The sequence below is a fragment of the Kitasatospora sp. NPDC051705 genome (assembly GCF_044453265.1).
GTDB lineage: Bacteria > Actinomycetota > Actinomycetes > Streptomycetales > Streptomycetaceae > Kitasatospora.
In genome coordinates, this window is record NZ_JBITCO010000019.1 from 35,476 (window position 1) to 59,599 (window position 24,124).

Below are 24,124 nucleotides of genomic sequence, written 5' to 3' on the forward strand. Positions count from 1 at the left end.
CGGCCCCCAGGGGCCGCCGGAGCGCCGTGGTGCCTCAGTGGGTGCCGGCGGACGGGCTGCCGGACGGGGTGCCCGCGGCGGGCGTGGTGCCCGCCGGGGTGGCGGTACCGGACGGCACGGCCGCACCGGTGGTGGCCGGGGCGCCCGGGGTGGTGGCGCCGGCGGCCGGGGTGGCCGCGGCGGGGGCGGTGCTCTTGGCGGGCACGGCGACCGGGCTCGCCGTCGGGCCGAAGCCCTTGTAGAGGCCCTTGTTCGGGCTCACGCCGGCCAGGGTGTCGACCTTCTGGCCGTCCTTGAAGGTGAAGGTGGTGTTGACGAAGCCGCCGACCTGGACGGTCACCGAGGCGACCTTGGCGGACGGGTTGCCGTCGCCGCCGATGGCCACGGCGCCGTTGGCGGGGATGACGATGCCGGTCAGCGGGGCGCCCGCGGCGTCGGCGAAGGAGGCGGTGGCGGTGCCGACGGTGATCGACTGCAGCTCCGCCGGCACCAGGCCCGTGTTGGCGATGTTGACGGTCACGTTGGCGGGGCCGGTGTGCTCGCCCGAGGACTCGTCCCCGGTGACGACCACGATGTTGTTCAGGCGGAGGTCCGTTCCGAGAGTGGCCGCAGCGTTGTCCGGCTTGATCTGCAGGGTGTCCGGCGAGTTGCCGGCGGCGCAGGACGACAGCGAGGCGATGGCGATGGCGGCGATGGCGGCGATGCTGCCGCGTCGAAGGCTGCGGCTCACGGCGGCGGCTTCTCCTAATGGGTCACGTGTCGGTAGGTCAGGTCTCAGATTATCGACCTCACTTATGCGCTCCTCACGGGGTGGTCCCCCGTGTCGCACGACCGGGGTCCGCCGGGCGCCCGTCCGGCCGCACCGGTGGCGTGTCCAGGTCACTCCCGGGACAAGCTTCGACCAAGATCGAATAACGATGTGGATACGGCCCGATAAACGGTGAAAACCCAAGATCCAATCACGGTTTCGCGAGTGTTGCGCGAGGTTTCGTCGAGCGCCGGAACCGCCTCCGACCTGCGGGAAGCCCCTCTCGAACATCGGTCGCAGCACGTCATGGGGGTGGTTGTCAAGCCCCGAGACCTGCCCTGACCTGCGAAAACGCCCTTCGGGTGCGCCGAAAAGCGTGTTATTCTGGAAAGCCACGGAAGGGGTCCTGTCACATGACGTTCAAGGTTGGCGACACGGTGGTCTACCCCCATCACGGGGCCGCGCTGATCGAGGCCATCGAAATTCGCCAGATCAAAGGTGTGGACAAGACCTACCTGGTGCTCAAGGTGCAGCAGGGAGACCTGACGCTCCGCGTGCCCGCCGAGAACGCGGAGTTCGTCGGCGTGCGCGATGTGGTCGGCCAGGAGGGTCTGGACCGGGTCTTCGAGGTGCTGCGCGCACCGTACACCGAAGAACCGACCAACTGGTCCCGTCGCTACAAGGCGAACCTCGAGAAGCTCGCCTCGGGCGACGTTATCAAGGTCGCCGAGGTCGTGCGCGACCTCTGGCGTCGTGAGCGCGAGCGCGGCCTGTCGGCCGGCGAGAAGCGCATGCTCGCCAAGGCGCGCCAGATCCTCGTCAGCGAGCTCGCGCTGGCGGAGAACACCAACGAGGACAAGGCGGAGACGCTGCTCGACGAGGTGCTCGCCTCGTAGTGCAGTCGGGCTTCCGCCCACCGCTCACAGCGCCCGGTGCCGGCGCGCCGCTCCCAGGACCACGTGTCCGGGGGTGGTGCAGTGGCACTTCGGGCGCTCAGGCGTGTCCGGACGACGCCTCCGGCCCGACCGGGTCGGGGTCCGCCACGACGCGGCCGGGCCTGCCGGGCCCGGGGCCGCCAGACCGATTCGCCGTGCAAGACCGATTCTGCGGGTTGTGCGGCGGGTGTGGTGGACCGTGGTTCTTCGGAAGGGGCCCTCGCGCCCGCCGGGCACGCCAAGGCCATACCCACTTCGCCGAAGGAGTGAAACCTGAACGCCTCAGCAGCAGTCGCAGCAGCAGTGGTGCCCGCCGCCGGACGCGGTGAGCGGCTGGGGCCCGGTGCCCCGAAGGCCCTGCGGGAACTGGGCGGTGTACCGCTCCTGGTGCACGCCGTACGGGCGCTGGCCCGCAGTCGGGCCGTCGGCCTGGTCGTGGTCGCCGCGCCCGCCGACGGCGTGGCCGAGGTGGTCGCCCTGCTCGGCAGCCACGGCCTGGACGACAAGGACATCCGGGTGGTGGCCGGCGGCGCGACCCGCCAGGAGTCGGTCCGGCTCGGCCTCGCCGCCATCCCGGCCGACGTGGAGGTCGTGCTGGTGCACGACGCGGCCCGCCCGCTCGTCCCGGTCGAGGTGGTGGACGCCGTCGCGGCCGCCGTCCGGGCCGGGGCCGTCGCGGTCGTGCCCGCGGTGCCGCTGGCCGACACCGTGAAGCGGGTCGAGCCGAACCCGGGACTCCCCGAGCCGGTGCTCGACACGCCCGACCGGGCCACCCTGCGCGCGGTGCAGACCCCGCAGGGCTTCGACCGGGCCACCCTGGTCGAGGTGCACGCCAAGGCGCTGGCCGAGGAGAGCGCGGGCGCCCTCGACGCGCCGCCGGTCACCGACGACGCCGGCCTGGTGGAGCGCTACGGCGGCCGGGTCGTCGTGGTGCCCGGCCACGAGGAGGCGTTCAAGGTCACCCGTCCGCTGGACCTCGTGCTCGCCGAGGCCGTACTCGCCCGCCGGAGGGCCTCCGATGCCTACTGATCCACTGCTCCCGCCCGTCCCCCGGGTGGGGATCGGCACCGACGTGCACGCCTTCGAGGCCGGCCGCCCGCTGTGGGTGGCCGGACTGGAGTGGCCGGACGCCGGGTTCGGGCTGTCCGGGCACTCGGACGCCGACGTCGCCGCGCACGCCGCCTGCGACGCGCTGTTCTCTGCCGCCGGGATCGGCGACCTGGGCGCGCACTTCGGCACCGACCGGCCCGAGTGGGCCGGCGCCTCCGGGGTGAAGCTGCTCGGCGAGGCCGCCCGGCTGGTGCGCGAGGCCGGCTTCGAGATCGGCAACGTCGCGGTCCAGGTGATCGGCGTCCGACCGAAGATCGGCAAGCGGCGGGCCGAGGCGCAGGCCGCGCTGTCGGAGGCGGCCGGTGCGCCGGTGTCGGTCTCCGGGACGACCACCGACGGCCTGGGCCTCACCGGCCGGGCCGAGGGGCTCGCCGCGATCGCCACCGCCCTGGTGTACGAACGGCGTTGAGCCAGCGCGGCGGCGGCCGCGGAAATGTCCGCCGCTGACGGGTGTTCAACGGGGGCTGCCGGGGCCCGGGTCGATAGTGTTCGGCGCGGGCCCGCTCCGGCCGTTCCGCGCCGTCCCGCCGGGTCCGCCCCACCGCCGACGAGAAGAGGTTCCCGATGAGCGCCCAACTCTCCGACCGTGCCAAGGCCCTGGTCGACGGCAAGACCTTCGCCGTGATCACCACGATCCAGCCCGACGGCAGCCCCCAGTCCTCGGTGGTCTGGGTCAAGCGCGACGGCGACGACATCCTGTTCTCCACCGTCCAGGGCCGCCGCAAGCACCTGAACCTGGTCAAGGACCCGCGGGCGACCCTCCTGGTCAACCCGCCGGACAGCCCGTACGAGTACTTCGAGGTGCGCGGCTCGGCCACCATGACCACCGAGGGCGGCCGGGAGCTGATCGACGAGCTGGCCTTCAAGTACCGCGGGGAGCAGGTCTACGGGTGGGACGGGCCGGACGACGTCCGGGTCGTGGTGCGGCTCACCCCGCGCAAGGTGGTCGGCAGCATCTGACCGCCGTCCGGGCCCGGGATTCCGGGGGAATGTCGCGGGGCACCCCCCGCCGCCCACTACGCTTGACGCTGTGAGCATTCGCCTGTACGACACCAGCACCCGCCAGGTACGCGACTTCGTCCCGCTTGTACCGGGTTGTGTCTCGATCTACCTGTGCGGCGCTACCGTCCAGTCGGCGCCACACATCGGGCACATCCGGTCCGGGCTCAACTTCGACATCATGCAGCGGTGGTTCGCCTACCGCGGCTACCAGGTGACCTTCGCCCGGAACGTCACCGACATCGACGACAAGGTGATCGCCAAGGAGCGCCAGCTCGGCACCCCGTGGTGGCAGATCGCCTACGAGAACGAGCGCGCGTTCAACGACGGCTACACGGCCCTCGGCTGCCTGCCGCCGACCGTCGAGCCGCGGGCGACCGGGCACGTCCCCGAGATGATCGAGATGATGCAGGTGCTCATCTCCGGGGGGCACGCCTACGCGGCCGACGGGAACGTCTACTTCGACGTGAAGTCGTACCCCGACTACCTCGCGCTCTCCAACCAGAAGCTCGCCGACCTGCGCCAGCCCGAGGGCGAGGGCGAGACCGGCAAGCGGGACCCGCGCGACTTCGCGATGTGGAAGGCGACCCGGCCCGGCGAGCCCAGCTGGGACACCCCGTGGGGCCGCGGCCGCCCGGGCTGGCACCTGGAGTGCTCGGCGATGGCCCACAAGTACCTCGGTGCGGCCTTCGACGTCCACGGCGGCGGGCTGGACCTGATCTTCCCGCACCACGAGAACGAGATCGCCCAGTCCAAGGCCTACGGCGACGACTTCGCCAACTTCTGGGTGCACAACGCCTGGGTCACCATGGCCGGCGAGAAGATGAGCAAGTCGCTGGGCAACTCGGTGCTCGTCTCCGAGATGGTCCAGCGCTGGCGGCCGATCGTGCTGCGCTACTACCTGGCCGCCCCGCACTACCGCTCGATGATCGAGTACAGCGAGGAGTCGCTGCGCGAGGCCGAGGCCGGCTTCGGCCGGATCGAGGGCTTCATCCAGCGCACCGTCGAGCGCTGCGGCCCGGTCGAGGCGGCGCCCGAGGTGCCGCCGGCCTTCGCCGAGGCGATGGACGACGACCTGGGCGTGCCGCAGGCGCTCGCCATCGTGCACACCGCCGTCCGCCAGGGCAACAGCGCCCTGAACGCGGACGACAAGGAGAACGCGGTGGCGCGGCTCGCCGAGGTCCGTGCGATGCTCGGAGTGCTGGGTCTCGACCCGCTCGACCCGCACTGGGCCGGGGCGGAGCGCGGCGAGGACCTGCACGGCGTGGTCGACTCGCTGGTCAGCCTGGTCCTGGACCAGCGGCAGGCGGCTCGTCAGCGCAAGGACTTCGCCACCGCGGACGCCATCCGCGACCAGCTCGGCCTCGCCGGGCTGGTGATCGAGGACACCCCGTCCGGCCCGCGCTGGACGATCAACAACCAGTAACCCCATCTGACGATCGGGGTGAGGGTGGGCCGTACCGGACCGGTGCGGCCCTCCCGCATGACGTAGCGCATGCCGCCGGCCGCCGCCGGACAGTAACGGGGCGGCCGGGCATGCCGGACAGACAGGAAGTACAGCCATGGCCGGCAACAGCCAGCGCAGGAACCGCCGCAACCCCGGATCGAAGAAGGGCGCGTCTGTCGGTACCGGCGGGCACAGCCGGAAGGCGCTCCAGGGCAAGGGCCCGACCCCGCCCGGCGCGGAGCGCAAGGGCCACCCGAAGCAGCGCGCCGCCAACGCCGCGGTCAAGCGCGAGCGGGACGCCAAGGCCCGCGCCGGCATGCGCCGCGCCGGGGCCGGTCGCGGCGGCCGCGGTGGCGCGGGCAGCGCCGAGCTGGTCTTCGGCCGCAACTCCGTGGTCGAGGCCCTGCAGGGCGACGTGCCGGCCAACGCGCTGTACGTCCAGCAGTTCATCGACACCGACGACCGCGTGCGCGACGCCTTCCAGGCCGCCAACGACCGCGGCATCCCGCTGATGGAGGCCCCGCGCGCCCAGCTGGACCAGATGACCGGCGGGCTCAACCACCAGGGCCTGGTGCTCCAGGTGCCGCCGTACGAGTACGCGCACCCCGACGACCTGCTGGTCGAGGCCTCCGACGCCGGCCAGGACGCGCTGATCATCGCGCTGGACGGCGTCACCGACTCGCGCAACCTCGGCGCCGTGGTCCGCTCCGCCGCCGCCTTCGGCGCGCACGGCGTGGTCATCCCCGAGCGCCGCGCGGCCGGCATGACCGCCGGTGCCTGGAAGACCTCCTCCGGTGCCGCCGCCCGACTGCCCGTCGCCCGGGCCACCAACCTCACCCGCACCCTGGAGGCCTACCAGAAGGCCGGCCTGATGGTGGTCGGCCTGGCCGCCGACGGCGAGGCCGAGATCGGCGACCTGGAGCTGCTGAACGGTCCGGTCGTGATCGTCGCCGGGAGCGAGGGCAAGGGGCTGTCCCGGCTGGTCTCGGAGACCTGCGACATGCGGGTGCGGATCCCGATGTCCGGGCTGACCGAGTCGCTGAACGCCGGTGTCGCGGCGGGCATCGTGCTCTACGAGGCCGCGCGGCAGCGCGCCAAGCGCTGACGCCGTGAGCCGTGAGCCGTGAGCCGTGAGCCGTGAGCCGACGCCGGACGGCGTGACCCGACGGCAGGCGTCCTGAGCCGACGGCAGGTGCTCCGCGCCGAGCGCGCGGAGCACGGCCGGCGCGGAGCACCTGCCGCGGAGCACAGAGCGGGGCCGGCGCGCAGGGGTTCTTCCGAATCCTCCGCAGTCCGGCTGGAAAGCGATCGGGCCCGACCGGGCCCGATCGCTTTTTTCATGATCACTTCAAGTATGCGCCGGACATCCACCCGGGAGAGTGTCCTTAGCGGCCGTCACCCGGTTAGACCGGGCGTGGACACCAGAACACCTCGGCGCCCCCTGTTCGGCGGCGGCAGCACCGGGATAGAAGCGGGCCCCGGCCTCGACACCGTCAAGGTGTCGTCCGACCCGGCGCGCCTCAGCAGCACCCAGGCGAGCTTCCGGCTCCGGCTCGGCACCCCGGTGGCGCCGTTGATCGAGGCCCCGGCCGGACTGCTGTCCACCGGCGCCGCGTTCGGCGACCCGTACGCCAACCAGGGCCTGATCCGTCGTCCGCTGGTCACCCCGCAGGTCGTCGTGCCCGCCTCCGCCGTCCCGGCACTGGCGGGTGCCGGCGGAGGCGGTGCGCCGCGCCGCAAGGGCCGCGTCACCGCCGTCACCTGGACCGGCCAGGCACCCCCCGGGGACCTCGCGGCCACCCAGCTCCTGGAGGCCGTCCGGCTCACCGGCTCCGGGGGCGGCGGGGTCGGCCTCGCCGAGTCCGACACCCAGGTCATCCCGTCCTACACCGGCGCCCGGACGGTGCCCCGCCAGCCCCGCGAGGGCTCCGGCACCGCCACCGACGCCGGCGTCGGCCCGGTCGGCGTGCCGCAGGGCTGGACCCCGAGCGGCGAGCTGCCCGAGGTCTCCGCGGCCGCCGCCGACGGCCGGCAGGCCTGGTACCCCGGCCGCCGGGTCGACCTCGGCCTGGTCCTGCTGCCGCTGCGCGCCGTCCTCGGCTCGCTGTCCGTCTACGCCGGCTTCAGCAAACTCTGCGACCCGGTGTACTTCGACGGCGGCGAGCGCGGCTCGATGATGCGCTGGCTCGCCTCGCTGCACCCCTGGAAGGTCGCCGAGCCGCTGCTGGCCTTCGCCATGGCGCACCCCGTCGGCGCCGGGCTGGTGGTGTCGTTCACCGAGATCGTGGTCGGCGTGCTGACGATCCTCGGCCTCTGGCAGCGGCTCGCGGCCGGGGCGGCGATGCTGCTCTCCGCCGCACTGCTCTTCACCGTCAGCTGGCGGGCCGTGCCGGTCTACGACACCCCCGACCTGATCTTCCTGGCGGCCTGGAGCCCGCTGCTGATCGCCGGTGCGCCGTTCGCCTCCCTGGACGGACGGCTCAGCCTGGAGGCCTGGCGGCGGTACGGCACCGACGCGCCCGCCGCGCTGCGCCGCCGGGTGCTGCGCCGGGGCACCGTGGTCACCACGGTCGTCGTCGGGGTGACCCTGCTGCTCGGTTCGATGCTCGGTGCGGCGGTGCGCACCGGTGCCCGGCCGCACCAGGCGCCGGCCCGTCCGGCCACCGACTACGGCACACCGGTCTGGCCCTCCGGGGCCCCGACCGGCCCCTCCACCGGCCAGGGCCCGTCCACCCCGCCCTCGCCGTCCTCCGCCCCCCGCCCGGCCACCCCCACGCCGAGCCCGACCGCCCCGCCGTCCTCCGCCCCGGCCAGCCGTCCGGCCGCCCCGACGCCGAGCGGCAAGGGGCACGCCACCAAGACCGAGGGCGGCGCCAGTTCGGCCCCGGCCCCGGCCGCACCGACCGCCGCCGCACCGGCGGCCGGTTCCTCGCCCGCCCAGCGCAGCACCCCGGCCCCCGGCGGCTCCGGCACGGCGCCCAAGCCCAGCCCGAGTTCCGGGTCGGGATCCGGGTCCGGACTGCTCGGCGGGGTGCTGGGCAGCGGCCCGCTGGCCGACCTGTCCGGTGGCGCCCGCTCCTCCCGTCCGGGGGCGCCGACGTCCACCTGACGGTCCGGTACGGCAGTGGGCCGGGTGCTCCGTGGGGGAGCACCCGGCCCACTGCCGTGGCGTCGCGGGCCCGGTGGGCGCTGCGGCCCCGGTCGCCCTGGCGGGTGCCGCGGGCCCGTCTGCGGTGTCGCGGCCTGCTCGGCGGGCGCCGCGGCCCCGGTCACCGCCGGCGGTTCACTGCGGGGCGCGGCCGGCCCCGGCGGCGAGCTCCTTGGCCGCCTCCGTGAGGTCCTTCGCGGTGTCGATGGCGCGCCAGTACACGCCCTGCGGCAGCTGGTAGCCCGCCAGCCGCTTGCCGCGCGCCAGTTGGGGGAACGTGGTGCGCTCGTGGTCGCCCACGTCCGGCAGCAGCTCGGCGAACTCCGGGCTGAACACGTACAGCCCGGCGTTGATCAGGAACGGTGAGGGCGGCGCCTCGATGAAGTCCAGCACGTTGCCGAACTGGTCGGTCTCCACCGCGCCCCAGGGGATCCGCGGCCGGGCCAGCGCGAGCGTGGCGACGGCGTCCCGCTCGTGGTGGAAGGCGGCCATCTCGCGCAGGCTGAACCTGGTCCAGATGTCGCCGTTGGTGGCGTACCAGGGCTCGTCCGGGCGGGGCAGCGCGCGGGCCGCGTACTTGAGGCCGCCGCCGCGCCCGAGCGGCTCCTCCTCGACCACCGTGCGCACCCGCAGCGGCAGGTCCGCCTTGTCCAGCCACTCCTGGAGCACGTCGGCCAGGTGACCGCAGGACACCACCACGTCGGTGACGCCCTCGGAGGCCAGCCAGGCCAGCTGGTGACCGAGGATCGGGGTGCCCGTCCCCGGGATCTCGACCAGCGGCTTCGGGCGGTCGTCCGTGTAGGGCCGCAGCCGGGAGCCCTGGCCGCCGGCCAGGATCACGGCCTGGGTGACGGGCGTCGTGGTCGGCCGGGGCGAGCGGGGGGAGCGGGACGGCTGGGACGCGGGGTCGGCGGTGGGGCCGGAGTCAGCGGTCATGGCTGAACAATAAGGCGCGGACCGGGCCGCGGAGCCGGGGCGGCTCCGCGGCCCGGTCCGGGCTGCGGCGTCTGCTGTGGGGGTGCGGGGGAGGCCGTGGTGGGGCTCCGGCGCCCGGTGTGGTGCCGGGGGCCGGCCGGGGGGCAGCGTCAGCCCGCGATGCCGGCGGCGAACGACCCGTCGCAGACCGGGCGGGCGAAGGAGCGGGCGCGCTGCACGTCGCCCTGGTACTTGCGCACCGCGGCCTTGCCCAGCTCGGAGGCGAGCGAGCTGCAGTACGGCGTCAGCGACGGCTGCTCGCGCATCGAGCGCTCCAGCAGGTCCAGCGCCGCCGACGGGTTCTTCGCGCGCAGCTCGTCCAGCAGCGCCACCCGCAGCGACTCCTGCGGGGCGAGCGCGTCCGAGGAGCGGTCCGCGGCGGCGGTCGCGGTGCGGCCGATCCCGGCGCCGTCCCCGCTGGACGCGGCCACGACCTGCTGGTCGAGGCCGGTCGGCGGGGCCCACGGCACGCGGGTCACGGCGAGGGTGCCGGTGGTCACCAGGACGACCGGCAGGGTCAGGGCGACGGTCTGGCCGATACGGCGCACAAGCTGCTTCACGCTCAGGAGCGTAGCGGTGGGTGCGGGCCGGATCGCCCTCCGTTACACCATCGAGTGACACCGTGTCCGGGTTCGTCCCCGCGCCGTGTTGACGCGGGGGTGTACGGACGGAGCCCGTCGGACCGGGGCAGGTCCGACGGGCTCCGCACGGAGGTGTGCCCGGGCGCACCCGGGCCGCCCCGTCAGCTGCTCAGGCGGGCGCCCGTGCTGGTGGAGAACACGTGGGTCTCGTCGGCGATCGGCACGACGTGGATCGTCTCGCCGCGGGCCGGGATCTGCCGGCCGTGCACGCGGACGACCAGCTCCTTGTCCTCGCCGCCGATCTTGGTGGTGCCGTAGACGAAGCCGTCCGAGCCGAGCTCCTCGACCACGTTCACCGTCACCGCGACGCCCTCGATGCCGCCCGCCGGGACGATCTCGAAGTGCTCCGGGCGGATGCCGACGGTCACCGTCTTGTCGGAACCGGCGCCGGCCAGGTCGTCACGCGAGACGTTGACCACCGAGCCGCCGAACTTCACGCCGCCGTCCACCAGCGGGACCTCGACCAGGTTCATCGCCGGCGAGCCGATGAAGCCGGCCACGAACAGGTTGGCGGGCCGGTCGTACATGTTCCGCGGGGAGTCGACCTGCTGCAGCACGCCGCCCTTGAGCACCGCGACCCGGTCGCCCATGGTGAGCGCCTCGGTCTGGTCGTGGGTGACGTACACCGTGGTGATGCCCAGGCGGCGCTGCAGGCCGGCGATCTGGGTGCGGGTCGACACGCGGAGCTTGGCGTCCAGGTTCGACAGCGGCTCGTCCATCAGGAAGACCTGCGGCTGGCGCACGATCGCGCGGCCCATCGCGACGCGCTGGCGCTGACCGCCCGACAGCGCCTTCGGCTTGCGGTCCAGGTACTCGGTGAGGTCGAGGATCTTCGCGGCCTCCTCGACCTTGGTGCGGATCTCCGACTTGTTCACGCCGGCGATCTTGAGCGCGAAGCCCATGTTCTCCGCGACCGTCATGTGCGGGTACAGCGCGTAGTTCTGGAACACCATCGCGATGTCCCGGTCCTTCGGCGGCAGGTGCGTGACGTCCCGGTCGCCGATCCGGATCGCGCCGCTGTTGACGTCCTCCAGGCCGGCCAGCATGCGCAGGCTGGTCGACTTGCCGCAGCCCGACGGGCCGACGAGCACGAGGAACTCGCCGTCCGCGATCTCCAGGTCCAGCGCCGCCACCGACGGGTCCTTGGCACCGGGGTAGATCCGGGTCGCCTTGTCGTACGTGACAGAAGCCATGGTCGTTCTCTCCTTCACCGGCAGGAACGTGCCGGACGATCCGAGTAAAGGGGGGTTGGTTCGTCTCCGTCCGCCCACCCGGTGGTCTGAACCACTGCGCAGGCCGACTCCCGGCGACGCTACCTGCGCCCGCGCCGCTTGTCAGCCCCCGTCCCGCCCGATTTCGGCATCGGTTCCATCACGCCCACCCACCCCGCCGACCCCCGGATATCCCCCCACCCCACCACCCGGGCCCGGTAGACTGCCCCCGGTGCCGCCGTGATCCATCGCGGACGGCCACCGTGCCTCCTTAGCTCAGCTGGCCAGAGCACCGCTCTTGTAAAGCGGGGGTCGTCGGTTCGAACCCGACAGGGGGCTCAGCGGCGTGAAGGGCCGGCTCCACCTGGTGACCAGGTGGGGCCGGCCCTTCGTCGTTGCCGGGGTGGCGGGGCGGGCGGGTTCCGGAATCGGGTGGGGCGGGGGTGAGCGGGGGGCCGGGGCGGTGCGTACCTCCTGGTGGGGAAACGGATGAGGAAGGAGACAGTGATGGGCATGCTGGCCAATCTGGTTCCGGCGATGAGGCATCCGCACAAGCGGACCAAGTCCGGTCGCTCGACCAGGACCTCGAAGACGGGCACCCACCGTCGCCGTCGGCGCACTTCGTCGTCGCGGCACTGACGGCTCCGCCGTCCTGTCAGGGCCGGGCCCCGGGCCCGGCCGAGTTCCCAGGGTTGGACGAGTTCCGTGTGGTCACTGCGGCGGCTGACGGTCGTCGGTGCGGGTGAGGGCGACGGCCGGCCGGTCGTCGACGCCGCTCCGGCGGTGCCGTTGCGGCGGACCTTCGGGAGGTTCTGGCCCTACACGCGCGGGGGCAGGCGCTGGCTGGCCCTCCTGCTGGGGTTCGTCCTGCTCGGCCCGGTGGTCGACGCGGCCGCGATCTGGCTGTTCAAGGTCGTCGTCGACGAGGTGCTGGTGCCGCGCAGGCTCGGGCTGTTCCTGCCGGTGGCGCTCGGCTACGCCGGGCTGGCCGTCGTGGCGGGGGGCCTGCGCTTCGCCGACGAGACGACCTCGGCCTGGGTCAGCGAGCGCTTCCTGTTGGCCCTGCGGTCGGACGTGTTCCGGCACCTGCAGGGCCTGTCGCTCGGGTTCTTCGAGCGGCGGCGGCTCGGTGACGTGCTGTCCCGGCTGACCGGTGACATCGAGGCGGTCGAGACGTTCCTGCTGTCGGGCGTCCTCGACGCCGTCGCGTACGCCGCGGAGCTCGCCGTCTTCCTGGCCGTGCTGTTCTACCTGCGCTGGGACCTCACCCTGGTCGCGCTGGTGGTGGCGCCGCTGTTCTGGTTCCTCGCGCGCCGCTTCTCGGTGCTGGTGAAGGCCGCTTCGCGGGAGCGGCGACGGCGCAGCGGTTCGGTGAGCGCCCTCGCCGAGGAGACGCTGGGCAACATCGCGCTGGTGCAGGCGTACAACCGGCAGGACTGGGAGCAGGAGCGGTTCCTGCGGGAGAGCCTGGCGCGGTTCCGGGCGACGATGGCGGCGACCCGGCTGCGGGCGTTGTTCGCGCCGATCGTCGAGGTGCTGGAGCTGTCCGGCGGGCTGATCGTGCTGGGGCTGGGCGCCTGGGAGCTGTCCCGGGGGCGGTTGACGCTGGGCGAACTGCTGGTCTTCGTGGCGTTGTTGGGCCGGTTGTACGGGCCGATCCGGGGGATCTCGCGGCTCAGCAACGGCCTCTACTCGGCCTCTGCCGCCGCCGAGCGGATCATCGAACTGCTCGACCAGCGCCCGCAGGTGGCCGATCCGCCGGTGCCGTTGAGACCGGCCCGGGTGCGCGGGGCGGTGACCTTCGACGGGGTGTGGTTCCGCTACCCGGGGTCGAAGAGGGTGGCGCTGTTCGACGTGTCGTTCCACGCCGAACCGGGCGAGACGGTGGCGCTGGTCGGCGCGAGCGGGGCCGGCAAGTCGACGGTCTCCAAGCTGCTGCTGCGGTTCTACGACCCGGAGCGCGGTGCCGTCCGGCTGGACGGGATCGACCTGCGCGAGCTGGCGCTGGCGGACCTGCGGGACAACGTCACGGTGCTGCTGCAGGAGACCCTGGTGATCCACGGCACCGTCCGGGAGAACATCGCGTACGGGAGGCCGGACGCGAGCGACGCGGAGATCCTCGCCGCCGCCTGGGCCTCCGACGTGCACGACTTCGTCGTCGGGTTGCCGGACGGCTACGACACCGTGGTGGGGCAGCAGGGCCGGCTGCTGTCCGGTGGGCAGCGCCAACGGCTCGCGATCGCCCGGGCGATGGTCCGCGACGCGCCGGTGCTGATCCTCGACGAGCCGACCACCGGGCTCGACGCGGGGTCCGGGCAGCGGGTCATGGAGCTGCTGGGACGGCTGATGCGGGGGCGGACCACGATCATCATCTCGCACAATCTGCTCACCGTCCGGAGTGCCGACCGGATCGTGCTGCTCGACGGCGGCCGCCTCGCCGACTGCGGTACGCACGAGGAGCTGCTGGCGCGCAACGACGGCTACGCGCGGCTCGACCGGCTGCATGCCCGGCCCGTCCCCGCGACACCGCTGCAGGAGACCGTCCGATGAACACCCGACCGCTGAACACCCGACCTCCGCTGCCCGCGGGGACACCCCTCGCCCCCGGCTACCCCGTCCTGGCCCACCTGTGCCGCACCGGCTGGCTCGACGTCTACGACGCCTGGAGCGAGGAACGGGACTGCCGCTGCGTGGTGAAGGTGCTCCGGCCCGACCGCCGCCGCGACCGCCGGCTGCGCGAACGGCTGCTCCAGGAGGGCCGCTGGCTGACCGGCTTCACCCACCCGCACCTGGTGCGCGGCTACGGCACGGGCGAACACCCGCAGCCGTACGCGGTCCTGGAGACCCTGACCGGCGAGACCCTCGCCCACCTCATCGACCGGCGGAGCCGCCGGCCGGCCGCCACCGACCTGGCCCTGCTCGGGCTGCACCTCTGCTCGGCGATGCGCTACCTGCACGGGCAGGGCCTGCTGCACCTCGACCTCAAGCCCTCCAACATCGTGATCGACTGCCGCCACGCCAAGGTGCTCGACCTGAGCATCGCCCGCCCGCCGGGCCGGGGGCGCCCGGGCATCGGGACGGACGGCTACCTCGCCCCCGAGCAGGCCGACGGGGGCCTGCTCACGGCGGCCGCGGACGTCTGGGGGATCGGCATCACCCTGTACGAGGCGGCCACCGGGGACGTCCCCTTCGCCGGCCCGGCCCCGGACGGCCCGGCGCCGCCGGTGGGCCGGGCGCGCCGGCTGCCCCGTCCGCTCGCCGAGGCGATCGACGGCTGCCTGCGGCCGGACCCGGCCGACCGTCCGGGCCTGCCCGAACTGGCCGGCCGCCTGGACGCGTTGCTCCCGCAGAGCCGCCGTGCGGTGGCACCGCCGGTGGACGACCCGGACTACGACGACCCGGACTCCGGCGACGAGGACTCCGGCGACCCGGACTCAGGCGACAGGGACGCCGGCGACCCGGACTCGGACGACGGGGACTCCTACGCCTCGGACCCGGGCGACATGCCTCAGGACCTGCGGAGCCGCCGGAGGGTCCAGGCGGGGTCGGGCGGGGTGGTGAGCGGGCGGGAGTGGGTGGCGAGGAGTTCGGCGGCGCGGCGGTAGGAGAGCCGGGCGCGGCCGGTGAGCGGGCAGCGGTCGGCGGCCGGGGTGCCGGCGGGGGCGCGGCGGTCGGTGAGGAAGAGCGGGCCGGTGGTGCGCCCGGCGACGAGCAGGGGGAGCAGCCGGGCGGTGCCGGCCTGCCAGTGGAGGGCGGTGCGGCCGGGCCGGTGGAGGGTGCGGCGGTGGGGCAGGTCGAGGTCGTCGGCGTCGAGGGCGAGGACGGTCTCGATGGCGGCGCCGGACTCGTGGAGGAGGTGCCAGAGCGCCTGCTCGCGCAGCGGGGCGCGGAGGGCGAAGAGGGCGCGGAGCTCGTCGGGGGTGAGCGGGGCGGCGGCCGGGCCGGCGGGCGGGCGGGGGCGCAGGTCGGTGGTGGGGTCGCCGACGAGCCAGCCGCGGGCCCGCCACCAGGCCACGGCGGCGCGCAGGGTGGAGAGTTCGCGGTTGAGCGTGCGCGGGTCGGTCGCGGTGGTGCGGAGCTCGACGGCGGTGCGGAGGCGGCCGGCGGCGTCCGGGTGGTCGAGCAGGGCGAGCGGGAGGACGGGCGGTCGGGCGCGCCGTCGTCCGGGGCCGGTGGGGGCGGGGCGGTCGGCGAGGGCCCAGGCCCAGGTGTCCAGGGCGATGCGGTAGATCCGGCGGGATCCCGGGGCGAGCCCGGCGTCGGAGAGGTAGCGGTCCACGGCGACGGCGTACTCGACCGGGGGGAGCTCCGTCATGCCGGGGCCTTCCCTTTCTTCCGCAGTAAACGAGGTGTTCCGAGCCGTTTCGAGAGTACTCCCGATGCCCGGTGAACAGCAGCTGAACTGCTATTCCCTGGTGATTTACTGCGGCGATCCAAGGGGCGCGCAGAATTGATGCGGAAAGGCTCAAGTTTTTCCCGGAAATCCTTGAATCCGGTTCCCGGTGGAACGCACACTTGCTGCCCATGGCAGTGGACACGGAACGGATCCAGGCCCGCCGACGGCGGCCGGGAGGCCGGCTCGCCGTGCTGGGCGAGCGCGATTTCAGCCGGTTCTTCGTCGGCTACACGACCTCCCTCCTCGGCTCCTCGATGGCACCGGTGGCGGTGGCCTTCGCGGTGCTGGGCGGCGACGGCGGCGGGGCGGGGGCGGGCGGCGACGGCACGGACCTGGGGTGGGTGATGGCGGCCCGGATCCTGCCGGTGGTGCTGGTCCTGCCGGCGGGCGGGTTGATCGCGGACCGGTTCGGCCGGCGGCGGGTGATGCTGGGCTCGGACGTCCTGCGGGGGCTCGTCCAGGCGCTGTTCGCCGCACTGCTGGCGACCGGGCACGCGCCGGTGTGGGCGATGGTCGCGCTGGTGGCCGTCTGGGGGGTCGGCGAGGGGCTGTTCCTGCCCGCCTTCGGGGCGGTGGTGCCCGACCTGGTGCGCCGACGGGAGCTCCTGGGCGACGCGAACACCCTGGTGGGGCTGTCCCGTTCGGCGGCCGCGGTGGCCGGGCCCGCGGCGGCCGGACTGCTCACGGCGGCGTGCGGCCCGGCGGTGGTGCTGGTGGTGGACGCGGTGACGTACGGCGTCGGGGCGCTGGCCCTGGCCGGACTCCGCAGCTCCCCGCGGACGGTGCCGGCGGCCGGCGGCGAGGAGTCGATGGCCGCCGAACTGCGCACCGGGTGGAAGGAGTTCGCCGGCCGGCCGTGGCTCTGGATCACCACCGTACAGACCGGACTGTTCAACCTGGTGGTGTGGGCGCCGTTCCTGGTGCTCGGACCGCTCACCGCCCAGCGGCACCTCGGTGGCGCCCGCGCCTGGGGCGTGGTGATGGGCGTGTACGGCGTCGGCGCGGTGCTGGGCGGTCTGCTGATGCTCGGGCGCAGGCCGGGCCGGCCGCTCGCGGTGGCCACCGTGGCGACGCTGGGGTGGGCCCTGCCCTCGGCGGCGCTGGCGGCCGGCGCGCCGCTGCCGTGGGTGGCGGCGGCCGCGCTGGCGGCGGGCGTCGGCTCGGCGGTCTGCGGGGCGCTGTACGCCACGACGATGCAGGCCTGGGTGCCGCCCGAGGTGCTCGGCCGGGTGAACTCGTTCGGGGCGCTCGGCGCTTTCGTGCTGGGCCCGCTGGGGCTGGCGGCGGCGGGGCCGGCGGCGGACCGGATCGGTGTGGGCGGGGTGCTGCTGCTCGGGGTGGTCTGGCAACTCGCGGCGGGGGCCGTGGTGTTGATGGTTCCGGCGGTCCGTGACCGGCCCTGGGGCGGCGGTCCCGGCGAGCCCGGCGGCCCAGGCGGCCCCGGCGGCGCCGGTCATCCCGACCGGGAGCCGGTCGCGGAAGCCTGACGCCCGCCTCCCACCGGCCTCGGCCTCCCACCCCGTGCCCGCCGGCCCGCCCCCACCCGACCCGCTCCGCGGGCGCACCCCCGGCCCGGCGCGGTTCGTCGCCCACCGTGCCCGGCCGGCCTCGGAGCGCACCTCCGGCCCGGCTGCCGAACCCCGTCGCCCCGGCGGGGAGCGCGGCGGCCGGGCCGGTCGTACCGTGGAGGTGCGGGGACGACGGAGGAGGTCGGCCATGCCCGGTTCGCTCACCATCAGCCACCACGAATCCGCGGTCGCCCTGGACCACGCGGACGCCGATCGGCTCGCCACGGTGCTGGCGGAGCTGGCGTACCTGCTGGAGGTCCCGGGGCCCAACCGGATCAACGACGCGCAGCTCGCCCTGCTGTGCGAGGGACGGACGCCGGACCGCGCCGAGCTGTCGCGGTGGTCCCGGACGCTCGCGGCGGAGCTGAAGGGGCGGCTCTGACGGCTGCCGCGTCCGACCGCGCCGGAACCGGAACCGGAACCGGAACCGGAGCCGAAGCCGGAGCCGGAGCGGGAACCGGAACCGGAACCGGAGGTGCCCCGCCCCGCCCGCCGTACGATGGCGCGCGGGGCGGGCCGGTCGGGCCTGCCCCGGGGGTGTCGGGGTGGCCGGCACCCGGTCCGGCGGAGGGTGGGGGCCCGAGCGTGTCGCAGTCCCGGTCGATGTCCTGGCTGACGGTGGAGACGCCGCTGCCCAGCGGTCCGATGCACGTCGCGGTGACGCCGCTGGGCGTGGCGGCCGCCGGGTACGGCGTGCGGGAGGGTGAGCTGCCGCCGTGCACCGACGCGTCGCGGATAGCCGCCGTCACGGACCGCATCGGCGCCTATCTGGCGGGCCGCAGCCGGGAGTTGGGCCTGCCGATCGACTGGAGCCTGAGTTCCGGCCCGCACCGGACGGTGCTGCGCACGCTCTGGCGGGAGGTGCCGTACGGCGGGACCATCACCTACGGCGAACTGGCCTCCCGCAGCGGGGTGTTCGAGGACGTGACCGAGCCCGGCCTGGCCGCGCGGACCGTCGGCCAGATGATGGCCGCCAACCCCGTCGCCCTGCTGGTGCCCTGCCACCGGGTGGTGGCGGCGGACGGGATCGGCGGCTTCGGCGGCGGCCGGGTGGGGATCGAGGTGAAGCGCTGGCTGCTGACCCTGGAGGGGGTGCTGGAGCCGACGCTCGACTGGAACGGCCCCCTGTAGCCGGCCCCTGGCGCAGCGTCCCTGCGGAGCCCCGGAGCCCCGGAGCCCCGGAGCCCCGGAGCCCCGTCGCCACGTCCCGCCGCCTGCCGAGCCCGGCTCAGTGCTGCCGCACCAGGTCGACCGCCACCGGTGCCCGGCGCGGCCGGACCGGCTGGATGCCGGACACCAGCGTGTACTCGACGCCCCGGACGTCCGGCGGCCGAACGGCCTCCAGTCGTTCGCCGAGGGCCAGCCGGACGGCGTCCCAGGGCAGGTTGAGCCCGCACAGCCGGAGCTGGTGGAGCCCGGCGGCGGGGCGGGTGTTGACGTCGATCACCACGGGCTGCCCGTCCAGTTCGCGGAACTGGATGTTGGACAGGTAGGCCATCCGGCCGGCCCGGACCAGTCGGCCGACCGGTTCCAGGTAGCGCGGGTCGGTGGTGAAGCCGCGCCGCCGGCCGTCCTTGGTGCGGCCGACCGCGGTGAGCGGGGTGCCGTCCCGGTCGGCGAGGCAGTCGACCGAGACCTCGGGCCCGTCCAGGTACGGCATCACCAGGAGGTCCGCCGGCTCCTCCCCGGGCCCGCCGCCGGCCCGGTCGCCGGACAGCGCGGCGGCCACCTGCTCGACCTGGACCCGGTGGTCCCAGCCGTGCAGCCGCTGCGGCCCGTACGGCTCGCGGGTGAGCACCCGGAAGCCCGCGCCGCCCGCGCCGGTGGTGGGCTTGAGGCAGGGGGTGTGCCCGGTGGCCTCGATCCGGTCGACGGCCTCGTGGAGTTCGGCGGCGGTGCGGACCCGCCACCAGGGCGGGGTGGGGAGTCCGGCGGCGGATATCGCGCGGTAGCCGTCGTCCTTTCCCGCGTAGGCGGCGACGGCGGTGGCGGGGGGAGAGAGCAGGGTGGTGCCGATCGCCTCGAACTCGGGCCGGGCGAGGGCCACGGCGAGTTGGTGGAGCTGGGGGACGAAGACGGTGATGGCGTGCCGGGCGCAGTAGTCGAGGGCGTAGCCGACGTAGGCGTCGGCGGGCAGGTCGGCGGGTTCGAGGGTGCCGTGGTCGGCGGCGGCGAGCACCGGGGAGTCGGGGTCGGCGTGGGTGGCGTGGACGGTCACCGGGCGCGGTGCGGCGTGCAGTTGCTCGATGAAGAAGACGTTCTCGGCGTAGGTGCGGTTGAGCCAGACGCGTACCGGCGCTCCCAAGGCTGCCTCCCGGGGCATGGCGTGACGGAGTGTCAGGGCGCGGGGCGGGACCGTGCGCCGACTGCCCGGGCGGCCCTGTGAGGTGGCACCCTAGCGGGCCGTCGCGAGGATTCGAACAAGCGGGTCGGTCCGGGTGGCCGCTGCCCGGTTCCGCTGCCGGAGGGGGTGTCGATGGGGGAGGATGGGCAGCGGCATTCCGATAAATTCGAATAATTAGTCGAACAAGCATCGATCAGGTGATCCAGTCGTACTATTTGTTCGGTTATTCCGAACCACTCGAAAGAGTGATTGCGGCCCGCCCCCGAATGGCCTCACCATGAAGCTGCAACATGAATGTGCAAGGCGACACGTCATCGGGTAATCGGGTATGCGAAGGGCTCCCCTTATGTCGACCGAAACCACTGCCGGTATTCCTGCGCCGGGCGCGCAGCCGGAGATCCGGCAGCAGCAGAGTCTGAGCACGGCAGGTGCGCGGAACCTCGCCACCACCACCAAGTCCGCGCCGCAGATGCAGGGCATCAGCCCGCGCTGGCTGCTCAGGACGCTGCCCTGGGTGCAGGTGTCCGGCGGTACCTACCGGGTCAACCGCCGCCTGCGCCACTCGGTCGGCCGCGGTCGGGTGAGCTTCGTCAAGACCGGCCCCGAGGTGCGGATCGTCGCGCCGACGCTCGCCGAGGTGCCGGCGCTGCGCGGGTTCCAGGACGAGGCCCTGCTGGAGGAGCTGGCCGGGCGCTTCGTCCAGCGGGACTTCGGCGCCGGCGACGTCCTGGTCTCGGCCGGGGCGGCGATCGACGAGGTCTTCCTGATCGCGCACGGCAAGCTCGAGCGGATCGGCACCGGCAAGTACGGCGACGAGACGGTGGTCGGCACCCTCGCCGACGGCGACCACCTCGGCGACGAGGCCCTGCAGCAGGAGGACGGCACCTGGCCGTACACCGTCCGGGCCGCGACCTCGGGCACGGTGATGGCCCTGCCCTGGTCCGCCTTCCAGGAGCTGCACGACCGCTCCGAGGCGCTGCAGCTGCAGATCATCGAGTACCTGAACGGCTTCCAGCAGGCGCAGAACAAGCACGGCGAGGCCGCGATCGACCTCTCCGCCGGCCACCACGGCGAGTACGAGCTGCCCGGCGCCTTCGTGGACTACGAGCTCAGGCCGCGCGAGTACGAGCTGAGCGTCGCGCAGACCATCCTCAGGGTCCACACCCGGGTCGCCGACCTCTACAACCAGCCGATGAACCAGACGGAGCACCAGCTGCGGCTGACCATCGAGGCGCTGCGCGAGCGCCAGGAGCACGAGCTGGTCAACAACCCCGAGTTCGGCCTGCTGGAGAACGCGGCGTACGACCAGCGCATCCAGACCCACTCCGGGCCGCCCACCCCGGACGACATGGACGAGCTGCTCAGCCGGCGCCGCGGCACCAGGATGTTCCTCGCCCACCCCAAGGCCATCGCCGCCTTCGGCCGCGAGTGCAACAAGCGCGGCCTCGTGCCCGGCACGGTGGAGGTCGAGGGGCGGCACGTCACCGCCTGGCGCGGGGTGCCGGTCTTCCCGTGCAACAAGATCCCGATCGTCGGCGGCCACACCAGCTCGATCATCGCGATGCGCGTCGGCGAGGACAACCAGGGCGTCATCGGCCTGCACCAGACCGGAATTCCGGACGAGTACCAGCCGGGCCTTTCGGTGCGGTTCATGGGAATCGACGAGACGGCCATCATTTCCTACCTGGTCAGCGCCTACTACTCCGCCGCGATCCTGGTGCCGGACGCGGTCGGCGTCCTGGAGAACGTGGACATCGCGCAGCGCTAGAACGCGGCCGGCGACCACGGAACCGACGCCGGAACGGCGACCACCGGAGCGGTGTGCACCGAACGCCGACCACCGGAACCGACGCCGGAACGCCGACCACCGGCACGGTGTGCACCGAACGCCGACCACCGGAACCGACGCCGGCCGGCCGTCCCGCGCCGCCCGGCCGGGGCGCCCACACCCCGGGCCGGGCGGCGCGCCTTCGTGCGGGCCGAGCGCCCCACCGCCGGTACTTCACAGCGGCCCGCCCCGGGCGGGCCGACACATCCTGTCGCAGGCCCGACGGCCTCACCACAGGCCAACAGGGGGGAGAAACCCATGACGAGCTCCACGCTGGAACGGGACCACCGGGAGGGGCACGAGGCGGAGGGCGTCCTCGCCCGGGCCCGCACGCTGGTCGACCCGGTCCTGCGGGCCGCCGTCGACTCGCTGCCGGGCGCGATGCGCAAGGTCGCCGGCTACCACTTCGGCTGGTGGGAGGCGGACGGCTCGCCCTCGGCCGCCCCCTCCGGCAAGGCGATCCGGCCGGCCCTGGTGCTCGCCGCGGCCCAGGCGCTCGGCGGCACCCCGGCCAGGGCCACCGCGGCGGCCGCCGCCGTCGAGCTGGTGCACAACTTCACCCTGCTCCACGACGACGTCATCGACCGCGACGTGACGCGCCGCCACCGCCCCACCGCCTGGAGGGTGTTCGGCACCACCGAGGCCATCCTGGCCGGGGACGCCATGCACTCGCTGGCGCTCCGGCTGCTCGCCGAGGACCCGGACCCGGCTGCCCGGGAGTCCGCCCGGCGGCTCACCGACTGCGTGGTCGAGCTCTGCGAGGGGCAGCAGATCGACTGCGCCTTCGAGCAGCGCAGCGACGTCTCCCTCACCGAGTGCCTGGCGATGGCGGAGGCGAAGACCGGGGCCCTGCTCGGCGCCGCCTGCGCGATGGGGGCCCTGTACGGGGGCGGTTCGACGGAGGCCGCGCAGGCGATGGACGGCTTCGGCCGGGAGATCGGCCTGGCCTTCCAGCTGATCGACGACCTGATCGGAATCTGGGGCGACCCCGCGGTGACGGGCAAGCCGGTGGGCGCGGACCTGGTCGCCAGGAAGAAGTCGCTGCCGGTGGTCGCGGCGCTCGGTTCCGGCACCCCCGAGGGTGCCCGGCTGGGCGAACTGTACGCGCTGGAACGCCCGCTCAGCCCGGAGGAGTTGGCGCAGTGCGCGGCTGCCGTCGAGGGCGCCGGCGGGCGCGGCTGGGCGCAGGGCGAGTCCTGCGAGCGGATGGCCGCGGCGATGGCCCAGCTGGCCACCGCCGTTCCGGAACCGTCCGCGGCGGACGAACTGCTGGCGCTCGCCGAACTGGTCACCCGCCGCAAGCACTGACCCGGGGCGGCAGGGGTGGGCGCCGGCCCGGCCCGGTCGCCCACCCCTGCGGCGTGCCCGTCCAGGCCCCGCGCCCTGCGTGCACCGGCAGCGTCGGGTCGGCCACTGAGGCCCTTCCAGGCCCCGGCGCCGTCCACGTCGCCGGGCCCGGCCGCTGAGGCCGATCCCGGCGTCCCGTCCCGGAGCCGGCGCGGGGCTCAGCCGAAGGCGGCCAGCAGCCGCTGCTCCTTGGCCGGTTCGATGCCCTGCCGCACCGCGGCCTCCTTGCGGCCCTTCCGCCCCTCGGCGTCGGTGTCCTCGGCCGGGCCGCGGCTGCGCAGCCACTCCCAGGTGTCCCGCGCGGTCTCGGCGAAGGGCCGGCAGCGCAGCCCGGCCGCCCGGGCCCGGCCGGTGTCGGCGAGCCAGACGCCCGTCAGCTCGGGCACGTCGGGCGCCCAGAGCGGGAGTTCGCTCCACGGCTCGACCTGGTCCGGCCCCTCGGCGAGCAGCGCCGCGTCGTCGACCCAGACCAGCTCGGTGTCCGCGGCGCCGGCCACCTCCCGGCAGGTCTCCAGCCACTGGCCGAAGGTGAGCAGTCCGGGCGGGGCCGTGGTGACGTAGCGACCGGTGGTTCCCACGGTGAGCAGGTCGAGCCCGAAGGCGGCGAAGTCCCGGACGTCGATCACCTGCATGGTGCGCCGGCGGTCGCCGGGGGCCAGCACCCGCCCGCCGCGGGCCATCCGTTCCAGCCACCAGGGCAGCCGTCCGCCGTTCTCGTGCGGGCCGATGAGCAGCCCGCTGTTGAGGATCAGCGAGCGTTCGGCGCCGAAGCCGTCGAGGACCGCCCGTTCGCAGCCCGCCTTGAGCGGGTTGCCGGGCGGCTGGCCGGGAGGGGTGTCGGCGGGGCAGGGGTGCAGGGGCGAGTCCTCGGTGACGGTTCCGGCGGGCCAGTCGGCGAAGGCGTGCACGGAGGAGACGAAGGTGTAGTGGTCGGCCCGGCCGCGCAGCAGTGCGGCGGAGGCCGCCGCCTGGGCGGGCTGCTGCGCGGAGGTGTCGACGACTGCGTCCCAGCTGCGGCCCTCGACGAGCCGGGCGAGGTCGTCGGCGCGGTCGCGGTCGCCCCGGACGGTCTCGACACCGGGCAGGTCGGCGGTGGTGCGGCCGCGGTTGAAGGTGGTCACCTCGTGGCCGCGGGCGAGGGCGTCGGATGCGTAGGCCCGTCCGAGGAAGGACGAGCCGCCGAGCAGGAGGATCTTCATGCGGGCAAGTCTGTCCGCGGCCGGCCGTCGGTGACCCTCGCTTAGCGCTGGGCAGAGCGGGCCGCCGGGCCCGCCCCACCCCGCCCCATCGGCCCCGCGCCGCACCGCCCCCCACCGGTCGGCCGACGTGCCGCCCCGCCCGGCCCCGCATAGCATCCGCTATGTACTCGTATGTCCAGAATTCCGGCCCGCCCCGGCGTCGCCGGCCTTCCGTGCACTGGGGAGAGC

General features: G+C 74.3%; 21 protein-coding genes and 1 tRNA gene. 15 read left to right on the forward strand and 7 right to left on the reverse strand.

Features of this window, described 5'->3' with window-relative positions:
- Positions 1-34 precede the first annotated feature (34 nt).
- Positions 35-730 (reverse strand): DUF461 domain-containing protein, encoded by a 696-nt coding sequence (locus ACIA8Q_RS23000; RefSeq protein WP_360211273.1) that lies wholly within the window; start codon positions 728-730, stop codon positions 35-37.
- A gap of 431 nt (positions 731-1,161) precedes the next feature.
- Here ACIA8Q_RS23000 and ACIA8Q_RS23005 point away from each other — a divergent pair, with 431 nt between their 5' ends.
- The 7 genes from ACIA8Q_RS23005 (at position 1,162) to ACIA8Q_RS23035 (ending at position 8,348) form a co-directional block, all read left to right on the forward strand.
- On the forward strand, positions 1,162-1,644 hold the full coding sequence (locus ACIA8Q_RS23005) for a CarD family transcriptional regulator (protein WP_030244332.1): 483 nt from the start codon (positions 1,162-1,164) through the stop codon (positions 1,642-1,644).
- A 342-nt stretch (positions 1,645-1,986) separates the two neighbouring features.
- On the forward strand, positions 1,987-2,712 hold the full coding sequence (ispD, locus tag ACIA8Q_RS23010; protein WP_396317614.1) for a 2-C-methyl-D-erythritol 4-phosphate cytidylyltransferase: 726 nt from the start codon (positions 1,987-1,989) through the stop codon (positions 2,710-2,712).
- Entirely contained in the window at positions 2,702-3,202 is a 501-nt protein-coding gene (gene ispF, locus ACIA8Q_RS23015) for a 2-C-methyl-D-erythritol 2,4-cyclodiphosphate synthase (RefSeq protein WP_360211275.1), read from the forward strand. Before ispD ends, ispF begins: the two co-directional genes overlap by 11 nt.
- 155 nt (positions 3,203-3,357) lie before the next feature.
- Complete coding sequence (locus ACIA8Q_RS23020; protein WP_360211277.1) at positions 3,358-3,753, forward strand: PPOX class F420-dependent oxidoreductase; 396 nt, start codon at positions 3,358-3,360, stop codon at positions 3,751-3,753.
- 70 nt (positions 3,754-3,823) lie between these two features.
- On the forward strand, positions 3,824-5,218 hold the full coding sequence (cysS, locus tag ACIA8Q_RS23025) for a cysteine--tRNA ligase (RefSeq protein WP_387902014.1): 1,395 nt from the start codon (positions 3,824-3,826) through the stop codon (positions 5,216-5,218).
- 136 nt (positions 5,219-5,354) lie between these two features.
- Complete coding sequence (gene rlmB, locus ACIA8Q_RS23030; protein ID WP_360211280.1) at positions 5,355-6,344, forward strand: 23S rRNA (guanosine(2251)-2'-O)-methyltransferase RlmB; 990 nt, start codon at positions 5,355-5,357, stop codon at positions 6,342-6,344.
- A 309-nt stretch (positions 6,345-6,653) separates the two neighbouring features.
- Positions 6,654-8,348: a DoxX family membrane protein gene (locus tag ACIA8Q_RS23035; protein ID WP_360211282.1), complete on the forward strand. Its 1,695-nt coding sequence runs from the start codon at positions 6,654-6,656 to the stop codon at positions 8,346-8,348.
- A 174-nt stretch (positions 8,349-8,522) separates the two neighbouring features.
- On the opposite strand, the gene ACIA8Q_RS23040 is transcribed toward ACIA8Q_RS23035, so the two are convergent.
- The 3 genes from ACIA8Q_RS23040 to ACIA8Q_RS23050 form a co-directional block, all read right to left on the reverse strand.
- On the reverse strand, positions 8,523-9,323 hold the full coding sequence (locus ACIA8Q_RS23040) for a nucleotidyltransferase family protein (RefSeq protein ID WP_360211284.1): 801 nt from the start codon (positions 9,321-9,323) through the stop codon (positions 8,523-8,525).
- 149 nt (positions 9,324-9,472) lie between these two features.
- Positions 9,473-9,922 (reverse strand): hypothetical protein, encoded by a 450-nt coding sequence (locus ACIA8Q_RS23045; RefSeq protein WP_360211286.1) that lies wholly within the window; start codon positions 9,920-9,922, stop codon positions 9,473-9,475.
- Positions 9,923-10,104: 182 nt separating this feature from the next.
- Positions 10,105-11,196: a sn-glycerol-3-phosphate ABC transporter ATP-binding protein UgpC gene (locus ACIA8Q_RS23050; RefSeq protein ID WP_360211288.1), complete on the reverse strand. Its 1,092-nt coding sequence runs from the start codon at positions 11,194-11,196 to the stop codon at positions 10,105-10,107.
- 283 nt (positions 11,197-11,479) lie between these two features.
- On the opposite strand from ACIA8Q_RS23050, the gene ACIA8Q_RS23055 reads away from it, so the two are divergent.
- From ACIA8Q_RS23055 to ACIA8Q_RS23065, 3 genes are all read left to right on the forward strand, one after another.
- Positions 11,480-11,553 (forward strand) — tRNA-Thr (locus ACIA8Q_RS23055).
- A gap of 366 nt (positions 11,554-11,919) precedes the next feature.
- The gene (locus ACIA8Q_RS23060) at positions 11,920-13,764 is read left to right on the forward strand and encodes an ABC transporter ATP-binding protein (RefSeq protein ID WP_387902019.1); all 1,845 of its coding nucleotides are present in this window, start codon (positions 11,920-11,922) and stop codon (positions 13,762-13,764) included.
- Complete coding sequence (locus ACIA8Q_RS23065; RefSeq protein ID WP_360212688.1) at positions 13,761-14,819, forward strand: serine/threonine-protein kinase; 1,059 nt, start codon at positions 13,761-13,763, stop codon at positions 14,817-14,819. The genes ACIA8Q_RS23060 and ACIA8Q_RS23065 overlap by 4 nt, the downstream gene beginning before the upstream one ends.
- Here ACIA8Q_RS23065 and ACIA8Q_RS23070 read toward each other — a convergent pair.
- The gene (locus tag ACIA8Q_RS23070) at positions 14,723-15,529 is read right to left on the reverse strand and encodes a hypothetical protein (RefSeq protein WP_360212690.1); all 807 of its coding nucleotides are present in this window, start codon (positions 15,527-15,529) and stop codon (positions 14,723-14,725) included. The two genes, ACIA8Q_RS23065 and ACIA8Q_RS23070, sit on opposite strands and share 97 nt — an antisense overlap.
- A 209-nt stretch (positions 15,530-15,738) precedes the next feature.
- Between ACIA8Q_RS23070 and ACIA8Q_RS23075 the strand changes: the two genes are divergently transcribed.
- From ACIA8Q_RS23075 to ACIA8Q_RS23085, 3 genes are all read left to right on the forward strand, one after another.
- On the forward strand, positions 15,739-17,097 hold the full coding sequence (locus ACIA8Q_RS23075) for an MFS transporter (protein WP_396317615.1): 1,359 nt from the start codon (positions 15,739-15,741) through the stop codon (positions 17,095-17,097).
- A gap of 229 nt (positions 17,098-17,326) precedes the next feature.
- Entirely contained in the window at positions 17,327-17,560 is a 234-nt protein-coding gene (locus tag ACIA8Q_RS23080) for a hypothetical protein (RefSeq protein ID WP_360212694.1), read from the forward strand.
- Between the two features lie 203 nt (positions 17,561-17,763).
- Positions 17,764-18,309 carry a methylated-DNA--[protein]-cysteine S-methyltransferase gene (locus ACIA8Q_RS23085; RefSeq protein ID WP_396317616.1) on the forward strand — a complete coding sequence of 182 codons (546 nt, stop codon included), beginning with the start codon at positions 17,764-17,766 and terminating at the stop codon, positions 18,307-18,309.
- Positions 18,310-18,406: 97 nt separating this feature from the next.
- Here the strand turns inward: ACIA8Q_RS23085 and ACIA8Q_RS23090 are convergent, their stop codons facing one another.
- Entirely contained in the window at positions 18,407-19,483 is a 1,077-nt protein-coding gene (locus ACIA8Q_RS23090; protein WP_360212698.1) for an ATP-grasp domain-containing protein, read from the reverse strand.
- Between the two features lie 385 nt (positions 19,484-19,868).
- Between ACIA8Q_RS23090 and ACIA8Q_RS23095 the strand changes: the two genes are divergently transcribed.
- Both ACIA8Q_RS23095 and ACIA8Q_RS23100 read left to right on the forward strand, forming a co-directional pair.
- Positions 19,869-21,290 carry a family 2B encapsulin nanocompartment shell protein gene (locus ACIA8Q_RS23095; RefSeq protein WP_360212700.1) on the forward strand — a complete coding sequence of 474 codons (1,422 nt, stop codon included), beginning with the start codon at positions 19,869-19,871 and terminating at the stop codon, positions 21,288-21,290.
- Between the two features lie 318 nt (positions 21,291-21,608).
- Complete coding sequence (locus ACIA8Q_RS23100) at positions 21,609-22,658, forward strand: family 2 encapsulin nanocompartment cargo protein polyprenyl transferase (protein ID WP_360212702.1); 1,050 nt, start codon at positions 21,609-21,611, stop codon at positions 22,656-22,658.
- Between the two features lie 197 nt (positions 22,659-22,855).
- Here the strand turns inward: ACIA8Q_RS23100 and ACIA8Q_RS23105 are convergent, their stop codons facing one another.
- Positions 22,856-23,896: an NAD-dependent epimerase/dehydratase family protein gene (locus tag ACIA8Q_RS23105; protein ID WP_360212704.1), complete on the reverse strand. Its 1,041-nt coding sequence runs from the start codon at positions 23,894-23,896 to the stop codon at positions 22,856-22,858.
- Between the last annotated feature and the right edge of the window lie 228 nt (positions 23,897-24,124).